Annotated in this window: 21 protein-coding genes; 9 read left to right on the forward strand and 12 right to left on the reverse strand. The window is 72.2% G+C overall.

From position 1 onward, the window contains the following. Positions 1-73 precede the first annotated feature (73 nt). Positions 74-781, forward strand: a complete 708-nt coding sequence (locus tag QQZ14_RS18815; RefSeq protein WP_284535934.1) for a FadR/GntR family transcriptional regulator — start codon at positions 74-76, stop codon at positions 779-781. On the opposite strand, the gene QQZ14_RS18820 is transcribed toward QQZ14_RS18815, so the two are convergent. The 3 genes from QQZ14_RS18820 to QQZ14_RS18830 are packed head-to-tail and all read right to left on the reverse strand — an operon-like array spanning position 735 to position 2,635. Continuing rightward, the gene (locus QQZ14_RS18820; RefSeq protein ID WP_284535935.1) at positions 735-1,418 is read right to left on the reverse strand and encodes an alpha/beta hydrolase; all 684 of its coding nucleotides are present in this window, start codon (positions 1,416-1,418) and stop codon (positions 735-737) included. The genes QQZ14_RS18815 and QQZ14_RS18820 overlap by 47 nt on opposite strands. Positions 1,419-1,422: 4 nt before the next feature. After that, a complete protein-coding gene (locus tag QQZ14_RS18825; RefSeq protein WP_284535936.1) occupies positions 1,423-2,079 on the reverse strand; it encodes a hypothetical protein in 657 nt (218 codons plus the stop codon). 37 nt (positions 2,080-2,116) lie between these two features. Further along, positions 2,117-2,635, reverse strand: a complete 519-nt coding sequence (locus QQZ14_RS18830; protein ID WP_284535937.1) for a hypothetical protein — start codon at positions 2,633-2,635, stop codon at positions 2,117-2,119. 109 nt (positions 2,636-2,744) lie between these two features. Here QQZ14_RS18830 and QQZ14_RS18835 point away from each other — a divergent pair, with 109 nt between their 5' ends. The 4 genes from QQZ14_RS18835 (at position 2,745) to QQZ14_RS18850 (ending at position 6,435) form a co-directional block, all read left to right on the forward strand. Beyond that, positions 2,745-3,896, forward strand: coding sequence for an acyl-CoA dehydrogenase family protein (locus QQZ14_RS18835; RefSeq protein WP_284535938.1), 1,152 nt, complete (start codon positions 2,745-2,747; stop codon positions 3,894-3,896). A 21-nt stretch (positions 3,897-3,917) separates the two neighbouring features. Beyond that, positions 3,918-5,054 carry an acyl-CoA dehydrogenase family protein gene (locus QQZ14_RS18840; RefSeq protein WP_284535939.1) on the forward strand — a complete coding sequence of 379 codons (1,137 nt, stop codon included), beginning with the start codon at positions 3,918-3,920 and terminating at the stop codon, positions 5,052-5,054. A 118-nt stretch (positions 5,055-5,172) separates the two neighbouring features. Further along, positions 5,173-5,589: an Hsp20/alpha crystallin family protein gene (locus tag QQZ14_RS18845; RefSeq protein ID WP_284535940.1), complete on the forward strand. Its 417-nt coding sequence runs from the start codon at positions 5,173-5,175 to the stop codon at positions 5,587-5,589. Between the two features lie 156 nt (positions 5,590-5,745). Then, complete coding sequence (locus QQZ14_RS18850) at positions 5,746-6,435, forward strand: DUF4389 domain-containing protein (RefSeq protein WP_284535941.1); 690 nt, start codon at positions 5,746-5,748, stop codon at positions 6,433-6,435. 86 nt (positions 6,436-6,521) lie between these two features. Here QQZ14_RS18850 and QQZ14_RS18855 read toward each other — a convergent pair whose 3' ends face one another. Then, a complete protein-coding gene (locus QQZ14_RS18855) occupies positions 6,522-6,725 on the reverse strand; it encodes a hypothetical protein (RefSeq protein ID WP_284535942.1) in 204 nt (67 codons plus the stop codon). 15 nt (positions 6,726-6,740) lie between these two features. On the opposite strand from QQZ14_RS18855, the gene QQZ14_RS18860 reads away from it, so the two are divergent. Genes QQZ14_RS18860 through QQZ14_RS18870 form a run of 3 tightly spaced genes read left to right on the forward strand, consistent with a single transcriptional unit; the run spans position 6,741 to position 8,440 of the window. Continuing rightward, positions 6,741-7,388: a hypothetical protein gene (locus QQZ14_RS18860; protein ID WP_284535943.1), complete on the forward strand. Its 648-nt coding sequence runs from the start codon at positions 6,741-6,743 to the stop codon at positions 7,386-7,388. Between the two features lie 39 nt (positions 7,389-7,427). Beyond that, complete coding sequence (locus QQZ14_RS18865; protein WP_284535944.1) at positions 7,428-7,862, forward strand: SRPBCC family protein; 435 nt, start codon at positions 7,428-7,430, stop codon at positions 7,860-7,862. Beyond that, the gene (locus QQZ14_RS18870; protein WP_284535945.1) at positions 7,859-8,440 is read left to right on the forward strand and encodes a TetR/AcrR family transcriptional regulator; all 582 of its coding nucleotides are present in this window, start codon (positions 7,859-7,861) and stop codon (positions 8,438-8,440) included. The genes QQZ14_RS18865 and QQZ14_RS18870 overlap by 4 nt, the downstream gene beginning before the upstream one ends. A 7-nt stretch (positions 8,441-8,447) precedes the next feature. Here QQZ14_RS18870 and QQZ14_RS18875 read toward each other — a convergent pair whose 3' ends face one another. Together QQZ14_RS18875 and QQZ14_RS18880 are read right to left on the reverse strand one after the other, a co-directional pair. Then, positions 8,448-8,951, reverse strand: coding sequence for a DUF4234 domain-containing protein (locus tag QQZ14_RS18875; protein WP_284535946.1), 504 nt, complete (start codon positions 8,949-8,951; stop codon positions 8,448-8,450). A gap of 75 nt (positions 8,952-9,026) precedes the next feature. Beyond that, complete coding sequence (locus QQZ14_RS18880) at positions 9,027-9,158, reverse strand: hypothetical protein (protein ID WP_284535947.1); 132 nt, start codon at positions 9,156-9,158, stop codon at positions 9,027-9,029. Between the two features lie 129 nt (positions 9,159-9,287). Between QQZ14_RS18880 and QQZ14_RS18885 the strand changes: the two genes are divergently transcribed. After that, on the forward strand, positions 9,288-9,608 hold the full coding sequence (locus tag QQZ14_RS18885; protein WP_284535948.1) for a hypothetical protein: 321 nt from the start codon (positions 9,288-9,290) through the stop codon (positions 9,606-9,608). A 20-nt stretch (positions 9,609-9,628) separates the two neighbouring features. On the opposite strand, the gene QQZ14_RS18890 is transcribed toward QQZ14_RS18885, so the two are convergent. The 6 genes from QQZ14_RS18890 to QQZ14_RS18915 are packed head-to-tail and all read right to left on the reverse strand — an operon-like array spanning position 9,629 to position 17,327. Further along, positions 9,629-11,470 carry a GH39 family glycosyl hydrolase gene (locus QQZ14_RS18890; RefSeq protein ID WP_284535949.1) on the reverse strand — a complete coding sequence of 614 codons (1,842 nt, stop codon included), beginning with the start codon at positions 11,468-11,470 and terminating at the stop codon, positions 9,629-9,631. Beyond that, positions 11,467-13,203: a glucoamylase family protein gene (locus tag QQZ14_RS18895; protein ID WP_284535950.1), complete on the reverse strand. Its 1,737-nt coding sequence runs from the start codon at positions 13,201-13,203 to the stop codon at positions 11,467-11,469. The genes QQZ14_RS18890 and QQZ14_RS18895 overlap by 4 nt, the downstream gene beginning before the upstream one ends. 24 nt (positions 13,204-13,227) lie before the next feature. Next, the gene (locus tag QQZ14_RS18900; protein ID WP_284535951.1) at positions 13,228-14,118 is read right to left on the reverse strand and encodes a carbohydrate ABC transporter permease; all 891 of its coding nucleotides are present in this window, start codon (positions 14,116-14,118) and stop codon (positions 13,228-13,230) included. Positions 14,119-14,123: 5 nt separating this feature from the next. Continuing rightward, the gene (locus QQZ14_RS18905) at positions 14,124-15,035 is read right to left on the reverse strand and encodes a carbohydrate ABC transporter permease (RefSeq protein ID WP_284535952.1); all 912 of its coding nucleotides are present in this window, start codon (positions 15,033-15,035) and stop codon (positions 14,124-14,126) included. Position 15,036: 1 nt separating this feature from the next. Next, positions 15,037-16,332 (reverse strand): sugar ABC transporter substrate-binding protein, encoded by a 1,296-nt coding sequence (locus QQZ14_RS18910; RefSeq protein WP_284535953.1) that lies wholly within the window; start codon positions 16,330-16,332, stop codon positions 15,037-15,039. Continuing rightward, complete coding sequence (locus QQZ14_RS18915) at positions 16,329-17,327, reverse strand: LacI family DNA-binding transcriptional regulator (protein ID WP_284535954.1); 999 nt, start codon at positions 17,325-17,327, stop codon at positions 16,329-16,331. The genes QQZ14_RS18910 and QQZ14_RS18915 overlap by 4 nt, the downstream gene beginning before the upstream one ends. Positions 17,328-17,408 lie beyond the last annotated feature (81 nt).

Genomic DNA, 17,408 nt, shown 5'->3' on the forward strand with positions numbered 1-17,408 from the left:
CATACTTTTGCAATACCCATCTTGCAATCGGCTGACTATTCATGCACCCACGTCACGGTGGGATGATGTTTGCGTGACCACGACCCCGCCCGCCGGCCAGCACGCCAGCGTGCTGTCCGCCCTCGGGGCGCGGATCGCCTCGGGCTCGCTCGCGACCGGGCAGGTGCTGACCCTCGAGGGCGTCGGCGCCGACTACGCCGTCTCGCGCAGCGTCGCCCGCGAGGCGATCCGGGTGCTGGAGTCGATGGGCCTGGTCGCCTCCCGCCGTCGCGTGGGCATCACGATCCAGCCCCGGCACCGGTGGAACGTCTTCGACCCCCGGGTGATCCGGTGGCGACTCGACGGGGGCGACCGCACCGAGCAGCTGCTCTCGCTCTCCGAGCTGCGCCGGGGCATCGAGCCGGTCGCCGCGTCGCTGGCCGCCGAGCGGGCGGACGGCGAGCAGTGCCGGGTCCTGGCCGCGGCCGTCTCGGACATGGTCGTCCACGGACGCTCGGGCGACCTGGACGCCTACCTGAGGGCGGACGCGCTGTTCCACCGCACGCTGCTCGCGGCCAGCGGCAACGAGATGCTCCGGGCGCTCGACGACGTCGTCGAGGAGGTGCTCCGCGGGCGCACCCACCACGGGATGATGCCGGACCGGCCCAAGCCGGAGGCGATCGCGCTGCACGACGAGGTCGCCCGGGCGATCCGCCTGGGCGACGGCGCCACGGCCGAGCGGGCGATGCGGGAGATCATCGACGAGGCCGCCGCCGCGGTGCGCGCAGAGCAGCAGGCCTGAGCTCCGACCCACCGAGCAGGGTGTCGACGGCGAAGTCCGCGGCCGCACGCTCGAACGCCGCGCCGTGGCGCAGCATCGCGTGCCGGCCGCCCGGCACCTCGACGTACTCGACGGACGTGACGTCGCTGCGCCGCTCGAGCCTGCTCGCCACCAGCCGGGACCGCTCCGGTGGCGCGACCCGGTCGTCGGTGCCGTGGACGAACAGCACCCGGCGGCCGGCGAGGTCGACCGGCACGCGCGGGTCGTCCGGGTAGAGCCACGGGTTGAGCGCCACGACCCCGCGGACCTCCGGCTCGCCGGCGGCGAGCAGCGCGGCGCGGCCGCCGAGGGAGTGCCCGACCAGGCAGGCGGGCAGGTCGCCGAGCCGCTCGCGGACCCGCGCCATGGCCCAGGCCACGTCGTCGACCGGGGTGTGCGCGGCGTCCCAGCCACGGGAGGAGTTCAGCAGGCGGAGCACCGCGAGCCGGCCCCGGCCGGCGCGAGCGATCCGGCCCGCGACCGGCAGCATCCGCAGCACGGACAGCTGGGCGGGGCTCACCTCGGGCCGGCCCGTCCGGCTGGCGCCGCCGTGCAGCACCAGCACCACCCCGGACGGGCGGCGGGGCACGCTGTTGTCGATCAGCTGGGCGCGGGTCACGACACTATTCGGAGCGGGTGCCACGAGCAGTTTGGTACGACGGCTCCCGCAACCGCTCGACCGCGTCGTACTGCTCGAGCCCGGGGAGCTGGTTCGTCACCGGGTCGAACGAGATGTCGGGGTCGTCGGCGGGCAGCGCCGAGAGCCGCAGCTCGGCGAAGCGGGCCCACTCGCCCTCGGGGGTGGCCACGGCCAGCTCGAAGGACTCCTCGCCGGTCGCCCGGGCGCCGAGGAGCAGCGGACCGCGGCCGGTGCGGTAGGGCAGCAGCGTGGTCATCGGGCGGTGCCGCGGCGACCGGCTCGCGGTGAGCAGGAAGCGGGTCAGCCGGCCCCACCCCGTGGAGGCGAGCAGCAGGTCGCCATACCCTCCATCGGGCCGCGGCACCCGCACCGCGAGGCCGTGGATGTCCGGCACGGACCCGGGCAGCCCGATCGCGCGAGAGCGCCGGACCAGGACGTCGTCCACCCCGGGCTCGTCGAGCCACGCGACGCCGGTCGCCGGCACGGCACCGGTGCGGAACACCCGGCCCTGGGTCACCTCCCCGCGCGGGTGCAGCGGCTTGGCGGCGGGCCGCACCGCGGCCACCGCGCGGGTGGTGGCGGCGAGCAGCGTCCCACCGGCCGAGGCCAGGGCGTGCGCCGGAGCGTCGAGAGCGGACATGGCGCGCTCGTACCCAGACCGGGCCGGACGCACGCCGTCAGGGCACCAAGACCGTGAACCCGACCGTGTCCGAGGGCTTGTAGGGCTTGCCGGCCGTGAACGAGAACGTCCGCACGCCGAGGTCGCTGCCCGCGGGGCAGTCGTGTGCGGACACGCTGACGTAGGCCGTGAGGTTGGCGCCGGCGGACTTGTCCCAGTCGACCGTCACCACGGGGGCCACCGTGGCCGGGTCGAGGGACGGGTCGGTGAAGGTCAGGCAGTAGACGCCGGTGGCGGGCTTGGTGACCGAGGCGAAGCCGCGGCTGCGGGCCGGGTCGAGGTCCACGGTGCCGTCCCACGGGACGTAGGCGTAGGCGCGCACCGACAGGGCAGCGCGCGAGCCGGCGCTCAGGTCGGCGGGGTTCACCGCGCCGTCCTTGATCTTCACGCTGGTGATCGCGCTGTTGGCGATGTCCTTGGTGCCGATCCGGGTGGCTGCATAGCTGACCCCGCCCATCGAGAGCACGAGGGCCAGGCAGGCCACGAGCATCGCGGGAGAGGGGATGAGTCGGCGCACCCGACCAGCCTAGGCAGCGCGGAGGGCGTCGCTGCGGCGACGCACCGGGCGGCCCGGCGTACCTGCCGGTAGCCTCTGCCCCACCCACGCCCGACCAACGGAGGTACGGATGCAGCTGGCGCTGTCGGCGGAGGACGCCGAGTTCCGCGACGAGATGCGGGAGTTCTTCACCACCGAGATCCCCCAGGAGATCCGCGACGCGGTCCGGGACCAGCGCGAGCTGACCAAGGACCACCTCGTGACGAGCATGCGGATCCTCAACGAGCACGGCCTCGCGGTACCGAACTGGCCGGTCGAGTGGGGCGGCCGCGACTGGTCGCCGCTGCGCCGCCACATCTGGCACGAGGAGATGCAGCGGGCGTTCGTGCCGGCGCCGCTCGCGTTCAACGCCACGATGATCGGGCCGGTGATCGCGCAGTTCGGCTCGCAGGAGCTGAAGCAGCGGTTCCTGCCGGCGACGGCCAACCTCGACATCTGGTGGTCGCAGGGCTTCTCCGAGCCCGACGCCGGCTCCGACCTCGCGTCGCTGCGCACCACCGCGGTCCGCGACGGCGACGAGTACGTCGTCAACGGGCAGAAGACCTGGACCACGCTCGGGCAGTACGGCGACTGGATCTTCATGCTGGTGCGCACCGACCCCGAGGCCAAGAAGCAGGCCGGCATCTCGATGCTGCTCATCGACATGACCTCCCCCGGGGTGGAGGTGCGCCCGATCGAGCTGATCGACGGCGGCCACGAGGTCAACGAGGTGTGGTTCACCGACGTCCGGGTGCCGCTCGACAACCTGGTCGGCGAGGAGAACCGGGCCTGGGACTACGCGAAGTTCCTGCTCGGCAACGAGCGGGTCGGCGTCGCCCCGGTCGGCGCGACCAAGCGGCTCCTGGCCCAGGCCAAGGAGTGGGCGGGGCCGCTGCTGGAGGACCCGCTGCTCGCCGCCCGCGTCGCCGAGCTCGAGAACGAGCTGCTCGCGCTCGAGCTGACCGCGCTGCGCGTGGTCGCGCACTCCGCCGACGGCAAGCCGCACCCGGCGTCGTCGGTGCTCAAGCTCAAGGGGACCGAGCTGCAGCAGGCCGTGACCGAGCTGGTGGTCGACCTGGCCGGGCCCGCCTCGCTGGCGAGCGGCGCCGGCGACGACTCCGACCTGCCGTGGTGGACACGCCGTTCGACGCCGGTCTACCTCAACTTCCGCAAGGCCTCGATCTACGGCGGCTCCAACGAGGTGCAGCGCCAGATCATCGCCCGCACGATCCTCGGACTCTGAGAGCGCCGGAGAGGAACCGACATGGACTTCACCTACGACGACGAGCAGCAGGCCCTGCGCGAGGCCGTGCGCGGCCTGGTCGGCAAGGCCTACTCCGACTACGAGAACCGCCGCCGGGCGGTGGCCGAGGACCCCGGGTTCAGCGAGACCGTCTGGCTCCAGCTCGCCGAGATGGGCGTGCTCGGGCTGCCGTTCGAGGAGCAGTACGGCGGCATGGGGGCCGGCGCGGTCGAGGTGGGGATCGTCGCCCAGGAGCTCGGCCGCGTGCTCGCGCCCGAGCCGTTCCTGACCTCGGTGGTGCTCGCCGGCGGGCTGGTCGCCGCGGCCGGGTCTGAGGAGCAGAAGGCCGAGCTGCTCGGCGGGCTGTCGTCCGGCGACCTCGTGCTCGCGTTCGCGCACGCCGAGCCCGGGTCGCGCTGGACCCCGACTGCGGAGGCGGTGCGCGCCGAGAGCGCCGGGACCGGGTGGGCGCTGAGCGGGGTCAAGGAGCCGGTGCCGCACGGCGCCCGCGCCGACCTGCTCGTCGTCAGTGCCGCGCTCCCCGACGGCGGGACCGGGCTGTTCGTGGTGCGCGGTCCTGGCGTCGTACGCGACGGCTACCGCACCCACGACAGCGGGCGCGCCGCCCGGGTCGTGCTCGATGCGACACCGGCCACGCCGCTCGGCACCGCCGAGGACCGGACCGGCATCATCGCGCGGGTCCTCGACGCCGCGCGGGTGGCCGCCTGCAACGAGGCCGTGGGGCTGATGGAGGTCGCGCTCGACCTGACGGCGTCGTACCTCAAGAGCCGCAAGCAGTTCGGCGTCACGCTCAACACCTTCCAGTCGCTGACGTTCCGCTCCGCGGACATGTACGTGTCGCTCGAGCTGGCGCGCAGCATGGCGCTGTGGGCGTCGATGGTGCTCGACGGCGGCTCCGGCGAGGAGACGTCCGTGGCGGCGTCACGCGCCTCCCTGCAGGTCAGCCGCGCCGGGCGGCACGTCGGCCAGGAGGCGATCCAGCTGCACGGCGGCATCGGCATGACGGCCGAGTACAGCGTCGGCAGCTACACCAGCCGGCTCACCGCGCTCGACCACCTGCTCGGCGACGGCGACCACCACCTCGGCCTGCTGGCCGCGGGCGTCAGCGGCTACGACGAGGTGGACCCGCTGCCCTGACCGGGCCGCCGGTGACCTTCTGCCCGGGCGCCGCGAGCACCCGGACCCTGGTGAGCGCGGTCACCGCGCAGCACTGTGGAGGGTGCAGGAGAAGGCTCACGAGAGGAAGGAGCAGGGCATGTCCACCATGGCCGTACGTGCCTCCAACCGCCTCGCCGACATGGTCGACTGGCTGGAGTCGGGACCGAGCCTCGCGTTGAGGGACGGCGACCGCTTCGTGCGGGTCGAGGACTTCGAGCGGGACGGGTCGTACGTGGTCCGCGCCGAGCTGCCGGGCGTCGACCCCGACAAGGACATCGAGGTCAGCGTCGAGGGCGACTACCTGACGATCCACGGCGAGCGCCGTGAGGAGGTCCGGGAGAAGAACCGCAGCGAGTTCCGCTACGGCTCGTTCTCGCGGAGTCTGCGGATGCCCGCCGGGGCGGACTCGTCGTCGGTCCAGGCGACCTACCGCGACGGGATCCTCGAGGTCGTCGTGCCGCTCGGCGAGGAGCGTGCGCACACGCAGGTGCCGGTCACCCGCGGCGACAGCTGACCGTCGTTCACCGACCGCCGACGGCCGCCGGCGGCGAGTGATGTCTGCCCGGTGCCGGTCCCCGGCGACTCACGCGAACCCCCGAGGCACAAGGTCCGTACGTCCTGCGGACCCGGGACTCTGGGCCGTGCGGTCCCAGGACAGCACGCTGGTGCCATGAGTACGCACGCCTATCCCGTCCGCGTCGACGCCACCCTCCAGGAGCCGCTCAACCGCGGGTTGTGGCTCGCGAAGTGGCTGTTGGCGATCCCGCACTTCATCGTGCTGTTCTTCCTCTGGATCGCGTTCGTGGCCCTCAGCGTGGTCGCGCTCTTCGCGATCCTGTTCACCGGCCGCTACCCCCGCGGCATCTTCGACTTCAACGTCGGCGTGCTGCGCTGGTGCTGGCGGGTCGGCTACTACAGCTACAGCGCCCTCGGCACGGACCGCTACCCGCCGTTCTCCCTGCGGGAGGAGCCCGACTATCCCGCCCACCTCGAGATCGCCTATCCCGAGCACCTCTCGCGCGGGCTGGTCCTCGTGAAGTGGTGGCTGCTGGCGATCCCGCACTACCTGGTGATCGGGTTCTTCATGGGCTCGGGCTGGTACGTCACCCAGGACGACAGCTCCCCCGCCCTGTGGGGCGCCGGCCTGATCGGCGTGCTGGTGCTGGTCGCCGCGGTCGCGCTGCTGTTCACGGGCCGCTACCCGCACAGCGTGTTCGACCTGGTCCTGGGCCTCAACCGCTGGGTGCTGCGCGTGGCGGCGTACGCCGCGCTGATGACCGACGAGTACCCGCCGTTCCGGCTCGACCTCGGCGGCGCCGACCCGGCCTCGCTCCCGGTGGGAGGGACGCCGGCGCCGTGACCACGCACGCCGGCACCCGCCCGGTCGCCAGTCCGGCCATCCATGCCTGCGGACGGTCGGGATCGTCGACTCCGCGATCGGCGTGATCAGCGGCCCGGTGCACCTGGTCCAGGCGTTGGTGCGTCCGGAGGTCCGCCCTGGGTGAGGCTGCCGTCGAGCCGCTCCCGGAGCCGGTCGCGCACCTCCTCGGGGGTCAGTTGCGCGCGTTGACGCTGGTCGCGCGCGATGATGGCTCCGGTGGCGGCCACCCCGGCCACCCCTGCCAGCCCGAGCCACTTCCACAGCTTCACGAGGGACTCCTCTCCATGACGTCCAGGACGCACCCGAGCGGCCCGACCGGCTCCACGCTCTCGCTCGAGGAGGCCGTCGACCTGACCCGCACCGGCGACCTCTGGCTGTTCCGCGGCCGTTCGACCGCAGACCACGCTATCCGGGTCCTGACCAACGCGCCGGTCAACCACGTCGGCATGGCCGTCGTGCTCGACGACCTGCCGCCCCTGATGTGGCACGCCGAGCTCGGCAAGGGCCTGCTGGACGTCTGGACCCACAGCCACCACCGCGGCGTGCAGCTGCACGACCTGCGCTCCGCGGTGGAGCAGTGGACCGGCCGCTACGAGCAGCGGGCCTGGCTGCGCCAGCTCGACGCGTCGGTCACCCCGACCATGGAGGACGCGGTGCTGCAGACGATCGCGCGCCTGGACGGCACCCCGTTTCCGCCCACCGCCGCCCTGATCGGCCGGTGGGCGCGCGGCCGGGTCCGCCGCCCGGCGCCGGCCGAGCTGACCTACTGCGCCGAGGTGGTGGCGGCGACGTACACCGCGATGGGCCTGCTCGACGGCCGCCGGCCCACCAACTACTACGACCCCGGGAGGTTCTGGTCGGGTGACGACCTGGAGCTGCTGCGGGGCGCCCGGCTGAGCGACGAGATCGAGGTGCTCGCTCAGCGCAGGTAGGCCTCGACGGCCGACGGCGATCTATGTACCATTTGGTACATGTTGCGCGTGTTCACCACCTCCCGCCATGTCGACGCCTCCCCCGACCGGGTCTGGGAGGTCCTCGTCGACGTCGCCCGCTGGCCGGAGTGGACCCCGACCATCGACAGCGTGCACCGCCTCGACGACGGGCCGTTCGCGGTCGGCTCCCGGGCCGAGGTGCGGCAGCCGCGGCTGCCGAAGGCGACCTGGGAGGTGACCGAGCTCGTGGCCGGGCGGCGCTTCACCTGGGAGGCGAGCGGCCCCGGGATGCGCACGATCGGCCGGCACGAGGTGGTCGCCGACGGCACCGGCAGCACGGTCACGCTCGGCATCGAGCAGGCCGGGCCGATGGGTGCCGTCGCCGCCCTGGTGTGGCGCCGGCTCACCCAGCGCTACATCGAGCTCGAGGCCCTGAGCCTGGCCGCGCGCGTCACCGGCAGCCCGGCCGCGTGACGCCGGGCGTGGGCCCGCGCGAGCGCCTCCTCGACGCGACGATCATCCACTTCGGCCACCACGGAGTCGGCGACACCAGCCTGCGGGCGATCGCCACTGCGGTGGGCACCAGCCATCGGATGCTGATCTACCACTTCGGGTCGCGCGAGGGGCTGCTCGCCGAGGTCACGCGCGAGGTCGAGGCGCGGCAGCGCGCGCTGATGACCGCGACGTACGACGCCGGGCTGCCGCCCCGCGAGGCGGCCGCGACGTACTGGGAGCAGACGGTCGAGGCGACGCTGCGGTACGGCCCGCTGTTCTTCGAGCTCGCGGCACACGCCATGCAGGGCAAGGCGCACGCCGCCGTCCTGCGTGAGGAGCTGATCGCGGCGTGGTTGCCGTCGGTGACGGCCCTGTGTCTCGAGCTCGGCGTCCCCGAGGCCGAGGCCGAGACGCATGCGCGTCTCGCCCTCGGCGCCGCCCGGGGTCTGCTCGTCGACCTGTTGGTGACGGGTCAGCGCGCCGAGGTCGCGCTGGCCGCGGACCTGCTCACCCGGCTGCTGATGCTGTCCGCCGAGACCGGCGGTGTCCAGCGGTGAGGGTGGGTCAGGCCGGGGCGCCCTGCGACTTCCAGTACTCGTTGAGCGCGTTGTTGGTCTTCACGAACCACACGATCGCGCCGACCAGGAAGAACCAGCCCAGCAGCAGGAACCACAGGCCGGTCATCGCGGTGACCGGGGCCTTCTGGCCACGGCGCTCGTAGAGCTTGCCGACCTCGTTGGAGGACAGGAACGGCATCACGATGCTGACGAAGATCGCCAGGATCAGCGCGACCGCGCCGCCGATGCCCTCACCGGTGTGCTGCTTCATCTCCTCGTGGGTCTTGTAGTACCAGAACCAGCCGTAGATGCCGAGCGTGACGATGCTCAGCAGGATGCAGGTGCCGGTGCTGCGGACCTGACCGATCGGTCCGGCGGCCGGGGCTGCGTGGGAGGGGCCGGCGTACGCCGGGGCGGCCGGCGCCGCGGGTGCGGGCGTGGCCTCGCCGAAGGGCGGCGGAACAGTCGAGCTCTCGGGGCTGACAGGGGTCGGATCATTGCTCTCGGTCATGGGTCAGAGGCTAAGGGCCCCAGGTGCCCGGCGCACCCCATACCGGGAATCGCGGCCGCGGACTGGACCGGCCGATCAGCGCCGCAGGAGCCGCAGGTCGAGCTCGACCTGGGCCTGCTGGCGGCGGCGCAGCTCGGCCAGGCGCGCCTCCAGGTCCTGGCCTCGGGGCGCGCGCCGGGAACGGCGGCGCACGGACGGTGGGTTCATGTCCCCCATGGTGGCCACCCAGCCTGAGGATCCGCTTCCGATTAACCGTCAACGACCTGTGCGAGCGCCTGTCCACAGGTCGCGGCACGGACCTCGCGGCGCCCGTGCCGCGGACGTAGTCTGGCGCCCATGCCCATGACGCCCGCCGAGGTCGAACGCAAGGTCCGCCAGCTCGACAACGACGTGCAGTCGATCTACGAGCTGCTGATGGGCATCCAGAGCACCCAGACCCGCCACACCAACCGCCTGCACGAGCTCGGTGAGGACGTCGGAGCACTCAGCGCCAAGGTCGACTCCCTCGAGGGCAGGTTCGACTCCCTCGAGGGCAGGTTCGACTCCCTCGAGGGCAGGTTCGACTCCCTCGACGCCAAGGTCGGCTCCCTCGACACCAAGGTCGAGACCCTGGGCAGCCAGATGAGCGAGGTCCTGGAGCTCCTCCGCGCTCGCTGACCTCTCTCGACCGGGCCCGGTCAGGCGAGCGTGAGCAGGCTCATCGCCGGCATCGGCAGCTGGACCTCGACCGCCACCGCGCCGTTGCCGTCGGCGGTCACCGTCCGGGCCGGCTCGAGCTCCTCCAGCCGGTCGGCCTCACGCAGCGCGGCCCACTGCTCGTCGTCGGGCCAGTCCTGGCCCTCGCGCCGCAACGCCCCCCATGCCCCCGCCACGTTGGAGTGGTGCTGGTCGACGCGCTCGTGCGTGAGCGTGTACGTCGCCCCGGGCTCCAGGCCGCTCAGCTCCACCCGGACGTCGCGGGCCAACGGCCCCGACCCGGCGGCCTTGGTCTGGTCGAGGGTGAGGTTCCACAGCAGCACGGTCGTGCCCTCGGGCCCGGAGGCGGCAAGCGCCTCCACCAGCGAGCCGCCGCCATCGCCCTCGAGCGACACCCGGTGCCGGCGGGGACCCAGCCGCTCCAGCATCGCCAGCGCCCACCATCGCGGCTTGCGCAGCTCGCCGACCGTGCGCAGCCCGAAGCCGCCGTGCAGCAGCGCCGGCGGCCGGCCGAGCTCCTCGAAGTGGTCGGAGACCACCCAGTAGGACAGCGCCTCGATCCGGCCCATCGCCGAGGCCATCCCACGCAGCAGGAACGTGCCGGCGAACACCGCGTCGCTGACCTCGTTGAAGTGAGTCGGGGTCACCCCCCACTCCGTCCACCAGATCGGCGTGCCCGCGCGCCCGTAGCGCGCCAGCGTCGGGCGGAAGTCCAGCGGCGGCGAGCCGTAGGTGTGGGTGGAGACGAAGTCGACCGGAACGCCGGTCTCCTCGGCGTGGGCTAGCAGCTCCTCGACCCAACCGGCGGCCGCCGAGGAAGGCCCGCCCACGACCAGTCGCTCGTCGACCGAGCGGACAGCGGCCACGGTGACGTCGTACAGCCGGAGGTACTCCTCGGGTGTGCCCGACCAGAACACCTCGAGGTTGGCCTCGTTCCACACCTCGAAGGACCAGTGCTGGACGACCTCGGCGCCGTAGCGCTCCAGCAGGTGCGCGGCGAGGTCGCGGACCAGGTCGTGCCAGCGGCCCCAGTCCTTCGGCGGCGAGACGATCGCGCCGTAGTCGAACACGGTCGTGGCCGGGTCGCTGGCCAGGTCGCGCGGCATGAACGAGACCTCGACGACCGGGTAGAGGCCCAGCGACCGGATGTGGTCGTAGACCCGGTCCACGCCCGAGAAGTCGTGGACCGGGACGTCGTTGTCCTCGCGGTAGACCGCGAGGTCGTCGCAGAGGATCCCGTGCGCCCGCACGTGCGTGACCCCGAGCTCCTCGTGGGCGGCGCGCAACGCCGAGGTCAACTCCTCGCCCACGACCCGCCCACCCGTGGTGTCGGTCGACAGGGCGTGGGAGAGGTGCTCGCTGCCGATCATCGGCCGCCACGGCCGGGGCAGCTCGCCGAGGTCGGAGCCCGCGTCGACCACGACCGTCACCGGGCCGGCCGACGCGAGCGGCGCGGCCGAGACCGCCGCGGAGTGCGGACCCTGGACGTGGACGTCGGACAGCGAGGACACGGCGTACCACCGCTCCCGGCCGGGCGTGCCCGTGGTGTCGACGTACGGCGGGTGCGGGATGGCGAGCACGTCACGGCCGGCGTGGTCGAGCTCGGCCCACGGGCCGTCGGGCCCGTCGGCGACGTGCACCTGGTAGCCGACCGCGCCCTCGACCGGCTTCCAGTCGAGCGTCACCTGCGCTCCCCCGGCCACCGCGACCAGCCCGTCGGGTGGGTCGAGGCGTGGGGCGTTGCCGGCGAAGGAGACGCCGGTGCGCTGGCCGATGCGCGACTCCCAGTCGCTCCGTGCATCGTGCTGGGAACCGTCCGTCATCGGGCGAAGACCTCCTGCTCCATCAGCGGGCGCAGGTGCCGCTCGAGCGCACCCCGGGCGACGTAGCGCCGCATGTCGTCACCGGCGAGTGCGTTCCCGAGCGCCGCCATCACCATGCCCTGGTCGAGCGAGAGGTAGCGCTTCGAGACCTGGCCGCTGCGCACCGCGACCGCGTCGTAGAACCCGCCGGGGCCGTAGGCGTCGAAGTCGCGGGCCAGCTTGGCGAGGTTGGCCAGCGCCGCCTGCGGCGCATAGCGGAGGGCGAGGAACGACGCGTGCGGGGTGACCACGCCGTCGCCGTACGACGTCGGGGCGGGCGAGCCCTCGCGGCAACCTTCGTAGGGCTGGTCGACCGTGGTCCGCTCCTGGTCGGAGGTGTAGCCGGCCCCGTCCATCCCGAGCTGGTCGACGCCGTACTCGCGGTAGCCGCCCGCGGGGTTGTTGGACGGCGAGAATCCCCAGTAGCCGTAGCCGGCCTCCTGCAGACCGTGCTCGATCTGGCCGCGCACGTACAGCGGGTGGTTGCGTCCCCACGAGCGCGGGCCCCAGGTCTCCTCGGGCACGAACAGCGGCACCATCAGCGCCTCGAACATGCTGCCGCCCCAGGTCGGCACGATGTGCATGCCGCGGTACGGCAGCGCGCCCTCGAACACGTCGATGCTCTCCCCGTCGACCGTGTAGGTGCGCCACTCGCCGACCGGCTTGGTCTCGGTCCACGACCAGTCGCAGTTGTCGTCGGGGAACGTGCGGAACGTGCCGTAGTAGTGCTTGTCGGGGATCTGCCCGGCGGCGATGCCGAGGTACGACGCCATCCGCGGCTCGGTGTTGAACGCACCGTAGTGGTGGCCGGTGTACCAGACGTCCGTGCCCATCCCGCAGTAGTCGCCTGGGACCGCGGCGGACTCGTGCGGGTCCTCGTCCCAGAAGCCGCCCCGGATCTGGCCGCCCGGGATCGTGCCGGGCTGTCCCTCGGCCGGGTTGTAGTAGCAGCCGAAGTCCATGCCGTCGCGGATCGCGTCGGCCTGCTTCTTCAGCGACGGCTCGGCGCGCGAGACCAGCAGCAGGGCGGTGGCGAGCCAGCCGTTGTCGACACTGGACAGGAACGGCTTGATCGTGCTCCCGTCGGTCGGGAACGTCCGCAGCTTCTCCCCCGTGGTGGGGCTGTACCAGTTGTAGAACATGCCCGAGGCGTCGTGCCGCTCCAGCCCCGCGACCGTGTGGATCGTGCGCGCCAGCCGCTGGTGGGCGTCACGCGAGCCGATCAGCCCGACGTCGCGGGCCGCGACCGTGCTCCACAGGTAGGCGCCGATGTTGGTGGGCGAGGTGTAGCCGGCGCGGGTGTCGGCGGCGAGGTCGCCGCCGACGTTGTCGGCCGGCAGGCCGGTGTGCGGGTCGACCATCGCGGCGACCGAGCGCCACGTGTCCGCAACGTACCGCTCGAGCGTGCGGTGTTGACCGGTGGTTGAGGAAGGCGCCCTGGCGCCTGTCGTGAAGCCACCGGTGGTTGAGGTGTGAGGCGCGCTAGCGCCGAGCCCAGCGGCGGTTGAGGTGCGAGGCGCGCCAGCGCCGAGCCCAGCGGCGGTTGAGGTGCGAGGCGCGCCAGCGCCGAGCCCAGCGGCGGTTGAGGTGCGAGGCGCGCCAGCGCCGAGCCTCGAAACCCCGCTGGCGGCAGGCGGCACGAGGAGGGTGGCCGCGACGAGCGCGACCAGGATGATGCGCACCGAGTTGCGCATGGGGATCTCCTGACTGGTTGGGGACTACTTGATGCCGGTCATCGCGACGCCCTGCATGATGAAGCGCTGCAGGAGCAGGAAGACCACGAGCACCGGGATGACGACGACCACCGAGCCGGCGAGCAGCAAGCCGTACTGGGTGGCGTTCTGGCCGACGGCGTACAGCGCGAGCGCGACCGGCAGCGTGAACTTGTCCTCGGACTGGGCGACGACCAGCGGCCAGAGGAAGTTGTTCCAGGACGTGAGGAACGTCAGCACGCCGAGCGTCGCGAGCGCCGGCCCGCACAGCGGCATGATCACCCGGGCGAAGATCGTCAGCTCGCCGGCGCCGTCGACCCGGGCGGCCTGGATCAGCTCGTCGGGCAGGCCGAGGACGTACTGCCGCATGAGGAAGACGCCGAACGGGCCGGCGAGGAACGGCAGGATCATGCCGGGCAGCGTGTTGGTGAGGTTGAGGTTGGTGGTCAGCACGAACAGCGGCACGAACGTCACGACACCGGGCACCATCAGCGTGCCGAGCACCAGCGCGAACAGCACCCGCTTGCCCGGGAACTCCAGCTTGGCCAGGGCGTAGCCCAGCATCGAGCAGAACACCAGGTTGCCGAGGGTCACCGCGATCGCGACGATCGCGGAGTTGAGGAGGTACGTCGGGAAGTCGAGCCGGGTGAACAGCTGGTCGTAGTTCTCGGTCGTCACCTCCTGCGGCCACCAGGTGGGCGGGACGGCACGCACCTCGGACTCGGGCTTGAACGACGAGACCACCATCCAGAGGAACGGGATCACCACGAGGAACAGCCCGAGCGCCATCACGACGTACAGCCAGCCCGGGGTGCGCACCCCGTCGGCGCCGCGGCGCTGCTTGGGCGGGCTCTCCCCCGACACCGCCGGGGCCGGCACGTCCATGGTCTGGGTCATCGGGATCAGTCCTTGGTCCGCAGCAGGCGGAACTGGAGGAAGGTGAGCAGCACGATCGCCAGGAACAGCAGGTAGCTGGCGGCCGCGGCGTAGCCGTAGTTGCCGTAGCCGAACTGGTCGTAGGTGAAGTACGTGACCGACCGAGTCGCGTCGAGCGGTCCGCCCTTGGTCATCACGAACGCCTCCTCGAAGAACTGGAGGTAGCCGATGCCGGTGATCACCGCACCGAAGAGCAGCACGGGGCGCAGCGCCGGCAGCGTGATGTAGCGGAACCGGCGCCACGCGGTGGCGCCGTCGACCTCGGCGGCCTCGACCTGCTCGCGCGGCACGGTCTGCAGGCCGGCCAGGAAGATCACCATCAGCGTCCCGAAGTTGCGCCAGGCGGCCATCACGACCAGCGACGGCAGCGCGGTCGTGGTCGAGTCGAGCCAGCCCGGACCGTCGATGCCGACGACGTCGAGCACGGCGTTCAGCAGGCCGCCCTCGTCGCGGAGGATGTACTTCCACACCACCGAGACCGCGACGATGCTGGTCACCACGGGGAGATAGAAGCCGACCCGGAAGAAGCCGCGCGAGCGGCTCAGCCCGTTGAGCCCGACCGCCACCGCGAGCGCGATCGCCATCGTCAGCGGCACCCCGAGAACCAGGTAGAGAAGCGTGTTGACGGTGACCTTGCGGAACAGGGGGTCCTGGACGAGGTCGCTGTAGTTGGCGAGGCCGACGAACTCCACCGAGAACGGTTGGCGGATGTCGGTGATGCGCATGTCGGTGAAGCTCATGCCGAGGCTGGCGAGCACCGGGCCGGCGGTGAACACCAGGAACAGCACGACGAACGGCGAGGCCAGGACCCACCCGGCGACGGCCTGGCCGCGCCGGGTGGGGTCGTGGACGACCCGTTGCCGAGCCAGTCGGGACATCTCAGAGACCGGTGCCGATCGACTGCGCCTTGGACTGCATCTCCTTGACCGCGTCCTCGCCGGACATGCCCCCGCGCGACGCCTGCTCCACCAGGCTGTCGATCTCGCCGGCGACCTGCTCCCAGGTGGGAACGGACGGTGGGGCCTGGGCGTGGTCGAGCTGCTCGCCGAAGACCTGCAGCTGCGGGTCGGTGGAGAGCTTGCCGCTGTCCCAGGCCGCCTGGACCGAGGGCAGGTCGCCGACCGCTTCGTAGAACGCCTGCTGGGTCTCCGGCTCGGAGAGCCACTGCACGAGCTTCCACGCACCGTCGGGGTTGTCGGAGTCCGCGAAGACCGCGAGGTCGCCGCCGCCGACGAACGAGGTGCCGATGCCGTCGCCGTCGGGGCTCGGCATCGGCGCCAGCGCGTACTGGTCCTGGGACACCCCGGCGTCCTCGACCAGGCCGGTGTGCCACGGCCCGGAGATGAACGCGCCCACCGTGCCGTCGGCGAAGCCGCTCTCGAGCTCACCCGGGTCGAGGGTGCGGTCCATCGAGAGGCCCTCGTCGAAGTAGGAGGTGTAGTAGTCGAGCGCCTCCGCCATCTCGGGAGAGTCGATGGTGTACTCCGTGCCGTCCTCGTTGGTGAGGCTCGCGCCGTTGCTCCACGCGAACGGCAGCATCGTCTGCCACGACCCGGTCTGGCCGGGCTGGAGGTTCAGGCCGTACTTCGCGCCGCCCTTGCTCTGCAGGTCCTTCGCGAACTGCTTCAGTTCGTCCCAGCTGGTCGGCGCCTGGTCCCAGCCGGCCTTCTTCGCCAGGTCGGTCCGGTAGTAGAGGACGCGGGTCTCGACGTACCAGGGCACGCCGTACGACGTGCCGCCGACCTCGGTCGACCCCCAGGCGCCGGGGAAGAAGTCGCCCTCGTCGACCAGGCCCTCGGGGGTCGGCATCAGCCCGCCGGCCTCGGCGAACTCGCCCATCCAGGTGGTGCCGATCAGGCTGACGTCGGGGCCCTCGCCGGCCGCGATGGCGGTCGAGAGCTTGTCGTGCGCGGACTCCCAGGGGACGGCGGTGACCTTGACCTTGGCGTCGGGGTTGTCGGTCTCGAAGTCCTGGACGAAGTCGCCGAGCATCTCGCCCTCGGTGCCCATCGCCCAGACCTCGATCGTGCCCTTGGCCTTGCCACTGTCGACCGCGCCGCTCTGGTCCTCGCCGCCGGCGCCCTGGTCGTCGCTGCGCCCGCAGGCGGTGAGCGCGAGGCTCGCGGCGGCGAGACAGGCGATGGTGATGGTCTGGGCTTTCCTGGGGGGTTTCATGGGGTTTCCTTCCCGAGAGTGGTGCTGGTGCGGACCACGAGCTGGGTGGGGAGCAGCTCGTGGCGTGGATGGGTGCGCGTGCCCGAGATCAGCTCGTCGAGCAGCCGGGCGGCGGTAGCACCGAGCTCGCGCATCGGCTGGCGCACGGTCGTGAGGCCGGCGTACCGCGCGGCCATCACGTCGTCCCAGCCGGTGACCCGGACCCGGCTGGGGAGATCGACGCCGGCGGCGCGCAGCCGGCCGAGCATGCCGAGGGCCAGCTCGTCGTTGGCACAGACGAAGGCGTCGGGCAGCGCCCGGCCGAGGTAGTCGCCGACGACCTCGGCACCGCACTGCTCGTCGAGGTTCTGCACGTGCCGGATCTCGACGTCCGCGGCGACGTCCGCCTCGGTGAGAGCCTCCTGGACCCCGTGCAGGCGCTCGGCCACGTCGGGCGAGGTCGAGGGGTCGCCGACGAAGACCAGGCGTCGCGCGCCGAGGTCCAGGAGGTGGCGGGTGAGCGCGCGGGCGCTGGCGTCGTTCTCGGCGTTGACGGAGTCGACGGTGTCGACCGGCGGCCGGGCGACCAGCACCAGCGAGGTGCCGCGGGCCGCGAGCCGGGCGACCACGTCGTCGTCGACGGTCCGGCCCGAGACCACCACGAGACCGTCGCACCGCTCGGCCATCGCACGGACGGCGTCGTCGGCGTCATCGCGGCCACGGGTGGAGAGGATCAGCACCGAGCGGCCCAGCTCGGCGGCGACGGCCTCGTAACCGAGCACCACCTCGGCGTAGTAGGGACCGGAGAGGTCGGGGAACACGATGCCGTTGGCGGCGTGGCGGCGCTCGGCGAGCTGGCGGCCGAGGTGGCTGGGGACGAACTCGAGGTCGCCGGCCGCGGCGAGCACCCGGTCGCGGGTCTCGGGTCGGACCGTCTCGGAGTCCCGCATCACCCGCGAGACGGTGGCGATCGAGACGCCGGCCTGGCGGGCGACGTCGCGGATCGTGGCTCGCATCCGGCCGCACCTCCCGAGATCGTCATGTAACCGGTTTCAGAGACCGGTTACATGACGGTGCCTCAGGGTGGGGCGATGTGT

Origin of the sequence: Nocardioides sp. T2.26MG-1, assembly GCF_950101795.1 — a bacterium.
Lineage (GTDB): Bacteria > Actinomycetota > Actinomycetes > Propionibacteriales > Nocardioidaceae > Nocardioides.

What these genes read in the sequence shown, in the direction of transcription:
- QQZ14_RS18825 (WP_284535936.1), bottom strand. Translation starts at nt 2,079, where the DNA reads ATGTCCGCTCTCGACGCTCCGGCGCACGCCCTGGCCTCGGCCGGTGGG.
- QQZ14_RS18835 (WP_284535938.1), top strand. Translation starts at nt 2,745, where the DNA reads ATGCAGCTGGCGCTGTCGGCGGAGGACGCCGAGTTCCGCGACGAGATG.
- QQZ14_RS18840 (WP_284535939.1), top strand. Translation starts at nt 3,918, where the DNA reads ATGGACTTCACCTACGACGACGAGCAGCAGGCCCTGCGCGAGGCCGTG.
- QQZ14_RS18845 (WP_284535940.1), top strand. Translation starts at nt 5,173, where the DNA reads ATGTCCACCATGGCCGTACGTGCCTCCAACCGCCTCGCCGACATGGTC.
- QQZ14_RS18850 (WP_284535941.1), top strand. Translation starts at nt 5,746, where the DNA reads ATGAGTACGCACGCCTATCCCGTCCGCGTCGACGCCACCCTCCAGGAG.
- QQZ14_RS18860 (WP_284535943.1), top strand. Translation starts at nt 6,741, where the DNA reads ATGACGTCCAGGACGCACCCGAGCGGCCCGACCGGCTCCACGCTCTCG.
- QQZ14_RS18865 (WP_284535944.1), top strand. Translation starts at nt 7,428, where the DNA reads ATGTTGCGCGTGTTCACCACCTCCCGCCATGTCGACGCCTCCCCCGAC.
- QQZ14_RS18875 (WP_284535946.1), bottom strand. Translation starts at nt 8,951, where the DNA reads ATGACCGAGAGCAATGATCCGACCCCTGTCAGCCCCGAGAGCTCGACT.
- QQZ14_RS18880 (WP_284535947.1), bottom strand. Translation starts at nt 9,158, where the DNA reads ATGAACCCACCGTCCGTGCGCCGCCGTTCCCGGCGCGCGCCCCGAGGC.
- QQZ14_RS18885 (WP_284535948.1), top strand. Translation starts at nt 9,288, where the DNA reads ATGCCCATGACGCCCGCCGAGGTCGAACGCAAGGTCCGCCAGCTCGAC.
- QQZ14_RS18890 (WP_284535949.1), bottom strand. Translation starts at nt 11,470, where the DNA reads ATGACGGACGGTTCCCAGCACGATGCACGGAGCGACTGGGAGTCGCGC.
- QQZ14_RS18895 (WP_284535950.1), bottom strand. Translation starts at nt 13,203, where the DNA reads ATGCGCAACTCGGTGCGCATCATCCTGGTCGCGCTCGTCGCGGCCACC.
- QQZ14_RS18900 (WP_284535951.1), bottom strand. Translation starts at nt 14,118, where the DNA reads ATGACCCAGACCATGGACGTGCCGGCCCCGGCGGTGTCGGGGGAGAGC.
- QQZ14_RS18905 (WP_284535952.1), bottom strand. Translation starts at nt 15,035, where the DNA reads ATGTCCCGACTGGCTCGGCAACGGGTCGTCCACGACCCCACCCGGCGC.
- QQZ14_RS18910 (WP_284535953.1), bottom strand. Translation starts at nt 16,332, where the DNA reads ATGAAACCCCCCAGGAAAGCCCAGACCATCACCATCGCCTGTCTCGCC.
- QQZ14_RS18915 (WP_284535954.1), bottom strand. Translation starts at nt 17,327, where the DNA reads ATGCGAGCCACGATCCGCGACGTCGCCCGCCAGGCCGGCGTCTCGATC.